The 4429-nt window shown below is 46.5% G+C and carries 4 protein-coding genes; all 4 read left to right on the forward strand.

What is annotated here, in order from left to right; all coding sequences use genetic code 11:
• The first annotated feature begins 306 nt into the window (after nt 1-306).
• Entirely contained in the window at nt 307-1608 is a 1302-nt protein-coding gene (locus V7Q33_RS19170; protein WP_333820920.1) for a dihydrolipoamide acetyltransferase family protein, read from the forward strand.
• A gap of 64 nt (nt 1609-1672) precedes the next feature.
• Nucleotides 1673-2296, forward strand: a complete 624-nt coding sequence (locus V7Q33_RS19175; RefSeq protein WP_331984067.1) for a ParA family protein — start codon at nt 1673-1675, stop codon at nt 2294-2296.
• The gene (locus V7Q33_RS19180; RefSeq protein ID WP_333820923.1) at nt 2293-2721 is read left to right on the forward strand and encodes a hypothetical protein; all 429 of its coding nucleotides are present in this window, start codon (nt 2293-2295) and stop codon (nt 2719-2721) included. The genes V7Q33_RS19175 and V7Q33_RS19180 overlap by 4 nt, the downstream gene beginning before the upstream one ends.
• Before the next feature lie 339 nt (nt 2722-3060).
• Nucleotides 3061-4206 (forward strand): cystathionine gamma-synthase, encoded by a 1146-nt coding sequence (locus V7Q33_RS19185; RefSeq protein WP_331984064.1) that lies wholly within the window; start codon nt 3061-3063, stop codon nt 4204-4206.
• The last annotated feature ends 223 nt before the right edge of the window (nt 4207-4429 follow it).

A 4429-nucleotide genomic window follows, 5' to 3' on the forward strand; every position in this document is an offset into this window, starting at 1 on the left:
CATGAAACAGCCAATCACTAAATTTTCTGAAGAAGATATCAACGAGCGTTTAAAGACCGGCAAATTGATATCGCATGAGGAATTTGTAAGGCGTGTAAAAGCATCCAGGAATCAGAAGAAAAATTCTGATAAGGGATGAACCAACCGTTCGTTTACTCCTTATCCCGCTAAGTTTCGGTAGTATACTCTTATCTTTTATTTCAATTTTATTTATTCTCGCAAAATAGAATTTTCTTGCTTGTTGCGGGTTTTGATCTAACGGGAAATCCTCGTTAACTTGCTGACTCCAAAACAACCGATTGAAACATGGCGCAGGTGGAACTGATCATGCCTAAAATGGGCGAAAGTATATTTGAAGCTACGATCCTCACGTGGTTGAAGAAACCCGGTGACAAGATCGAGCAGGACGAATCTGTACTGGAAGTGGCTACCGATAAGGTAGATACCGAAGTGCCTTCAACCTATGCCGGTGTGCTGAAAGAAATTCTGGCCAAAGAGGGCGATATAGTAAAAGTAGGTGCACCCATCGCCATCATTACTACCGATGTTGCAGAAGGTAAATCTTCTGTTGCTCCTGCAGATGGCAAGAAAGCTCCCGCAGTAGCCGTGAAAGAAGAGGCAGCCGTTGCAGTACACACCAATGGAACTACACATACTGCCGATTTTAAATCAAGCTCCCGTTTCTATTCTCCGCTGGTAAAGAACATTGCCCGCGAAGAAAATATACCGGTGGCCGAACTTGAAACTATATCCGGTAGTGGCGTGGAAGGACGCGTTACCAAAAAAGATATACTCGATTACGTTCAGAACCGTAAAGTAGGAGCAACGGTGCAACCGGTGAAGCACGCTGTACAAACTACAGCGGCATCGGCACCCAAAGTACAGGCTTCGATCAGTGCTGGCGATGAGATCATCGAGATGGATCGCATGCGCAAGATGATTGCCGAGCGCATGGTAGACTCCAAGCGCATTGCTCCACACGTAACCTCTTTTGTGGAAGCCGATGTTACCAACATCGTACAGTGGCGTGGTCGGGTAAAGAACGAGTTTCAGAAACGCGATGGCGATGTGCTCACCTTTACGCCACTTTTCATTGAAGCGGTAGTGCTGGCGATCAAAGATTTTCCGATGATTAACGTGCAGGTAGATGGCGACAAGATCATCCGGAAAAAAGATATCAATATCGGTATGGCGGTGGCACTGCCCAGCGGAAACCTGATTGTGCCGGTGATCAAGAACGCAGATCAATATAGCCTGGCCGGACTTGCTAAAATTGTGAATGACCTGGCCAGACGTGCACGCGAAAACAAATTGAAGCCCGATGAGCTGACAGGCGGTACATTTACCATCTCCAATGTCGGGTCGTTTGGCAACGTAATGGGTACACCCATCATCCTGCAACCACAGGTGGGTATCATTGCACTGGGCGCTATTCAGAAGAAACCGGCGGTGATGGAAATGCCTTATGGCGATGTGATTGCGATCCGTCATAAAATGTTCCTGTCACACTCGTACGATCACCGCGTGGTAGATGGTGCTTTGGGCGGAAGCGTAGTGCGCAGAGTGGCCGATTACCTGGAGAAATTCGATATAAACAGAAGTATTTAATACACGAGGCACCTGAATTAACCCGGATGATTTCTAAAACCGTCCGGGTTTATTATTTTTAGGCATGTCCAAAATTATCTCCTTTATCAGCCGCAAAGGCGGCACGGGCAAAACTACCAACGCGATCAACCTGGCTACTACCCTTTACAAACTGGGCAAGCGTGTTTTACTGGTGGAGACCGATACAAACTATACGCTGAATACCCTTCGCAAGATGGAGCTGTTCAAGGTTAAAGATGGCGGTGCAAACTTTGAAATATTCGGATCGCAGGATCACCAGGTAGCCGATGAACTGCTACAGATAAAGGAAAGTAAAAAACACGACTATGTTATTGTAGACAGTGCCGGTAAAACCACCGATGAAGGTATAAAGAAACTTTGCCTGGTGAGCGATGCCGTTGTTGTACCCACCAGCCTTACGCAAAACGATCTGCTTGTAACGTATCAGACCGTAACCGACCTTTCGCCTGCGCGCGAACTCAATCCGAAATTAAAGATCATTATACTTCCAAACCGTATTCACAGTTCAACCAATGTATTTACGGTTCGCGAGAATCTGAAGAACCTCGATGCGATTATTTTACCGGTAGTCGTACCGCAGAAAAATCTTTTTGTAAATTTCAGTACACTCCATGCTGAAAAAGAATACCAGCCGGTAGCACAAGCCATTCTGAATTACCTCGCATGAGCAAGAAAAAGAATACATTAAAGGACCTCGATGATTTCTTAAAACAACAGGCCGCTACCCTGGTATCGCCGGCAAAGCTCAGCGATCAGATTGAAACGCCACCGCCTGCAGCACCAACATCAGCGCCCGTTGCTCCGGAAGTGACTCCTGCATCTGCAACCGAACAAGCACCGGTAGCTGCCCAAGCCGCCCCTGCGCACGTAGTATCCGAAATATCAAACAGCAGTATTCTTGAATCCATTAAAGCACTTGCTGAAAAAGAGGGAACTACCGTGCGTAAAAAACTATACGACATCATTCTGCAATCTGTAGCACACCAATCGCTTTCTGCGGAAGATACCATGCTCATCAATACAATCCTTTACCTGAAAAGCGGAGACGACTGGAAAGAAGTTATCCGTGAGTATTGGAAAAAACGCGCTTGAGTAGCGGCAGGCTTCTGGGATAAGCGTGGAAAATTGGTAAAGCTCCTACTTCAACATTCGTTGCTCGATATTTCTTGTTCGATGTTTAAAATAGCGATGGGCTATTATTCGCGAATAAATCCCGTTACACAAAGTCTCTCAAAGGAGGCACGAAGTTTCACAAAGAAATACAGAGCACTATGGTCTGTGTTATTCTCGGGCAACCTTTGGGAGCATAGATCATAAGTCTATTAACGGTTAACCTGTAACCGATAACGACTCACATTTGCCGGAGACTTCGTTATCATGATCAGCTATCCTATATTTACACGCAACCAGAATAATAACGGTTAACTGATCATGAAATTTGGAACGAAAGCAGTACACGCGGGCGTAGAGCCTGATCCTTCAACCGGGGCCATCATGACTCCGATCTTTCAGACATCCACGTATGTGCAGGATTCGCCTGCCCAACATAAAGGCTATGCGTATGCACGTGGCGCCAATCCTACCCGTAACTCGCTGCAGAAAAGCCTGGCTGCACTGGAGAACGGGAAGTATGCCATCTGCTTTTCGTCTGGTATGGGAGCTACCGATGCTGTTATCAAATTGCTGAACCCGGGCGATGAAGTAATCACCAGTCACGACTTGTATGGCGGATCATACCGGATGTTCAAACGGGTATTTGAAAAGTATGGAATCAAATTCCATTTCATTGACCTGACGGATACGGCGAATATAAACACGGTGCTGAATGACAAGACAAAGTTACTCTGGGTTGAGACTCCAACGAACCCACTGATGAACATTGTAGACATTGAAGCCTGTGTAGCCATCGCGAAGAAGAAAAACATTCTGGTAGCGGTAGATAACACATTTGCTTCTCCATACCTGCAAAACCCGCTTGATATGGGTGCAGATATAGTGATGCATTCGGTAACCAAATATTTAGGTGGCCACTCCGACGTGGTGATGGGAGCTTTGATCGTAAATGATGAAAAGCTATACCAGGAGCTTCACTTCATTATGAACTCATGCGGTGCTGTGCCGGGACCACAGGATTCGTTCCTCGTGTTGCGCGGTATAAAAACACTGCACCTGCGCATGGAGCGTCATTGCATCAATGGTAAAAAAATAGCGGAGTTTTTAAAGAACCATCCCAAGATCGGCAAAGTATATTGGCCCGGGTTTACCGATCACCCCAACCATGCTATCGCCAAAAAACAAATGAAAGATTTTGGTGGCATGCTTTCCTTTACCCTGAAAGACGACAATCTCGCGAAAGCAACAAAGCTGATGGAGAGTGTAGAGCTCTTTTCATTGGCAGAGTCACTCGGCGGTGTTGAATCACTCATTAACCATCCGGCTTCCATGACACATGCCAGCATACCGAAAGAAGAACGCCTGAAGAGCGGCCTGGTAGACTCGCTGATCCGGCTAAGTATAGGCGTAGAAGACGCTGAAGACTTGCTGGCAGACCTGGCGCAGGCGCTGGAAAAAGTATAGCTGCGAGTTGCCAGTTGCGAGTTATGAGAGACATGCTGCTGGCTTCAGGCCTCTGGCTGCTGGGATAAAAATCCAGTGGCACAAATTTCACAAAGTATATATAGCAAAACAGGCTGTCGTTTACGACAGCCTGTGCTCTTTATACCCATACCTATGCCAACGTATATATTTAGTATATCCTTAATCCTGTTGTCTCCAAGCCCAGCGGCCTGCAGCCAGAAGC

Origin of the sequence: Ohtaekwangia sp., assembly GCF_036786105.1 — a bacterium.
Lineage (GTDB): Bacteria > Bacteroidota > Bacteroidia > Cytophagales > Cyclobacteriaceae > Ohtaekwangia.

Excerpts from the sequence above, each read along its gene's own strand:
- V7Q33_RS19170 (WP_333820920.1), top strand. The coding sequence starts at position 307 with ATGGCGCAGGTGGAACTGATCATGCCTAAAATGGGCGAAAGTATATTT.
- V7Q33_RS19175 (WP_331984067.1), top strand. The coding sequence starts at position 1,673 with ATGTCCAAAATTATCTCCTTTATCAGCCGCAAAGGCGGCACGGGCAAA.
- V7Q33_RS19185 (WP_331984064.1), top strand. The coding sequence starts at position 3,061 with ATGAAATTTGGAACGAAAGCAGTACACGCGGGCGTAGAGCCTGATCCT.
- V7Q33_RS19180 (WP_333820923.1), top strand. The coding sequence starts at position 2,293 with ATGAGCAAGAAAAAGAATACATTAAAGGACCTCGATGATTTCTTAAAA.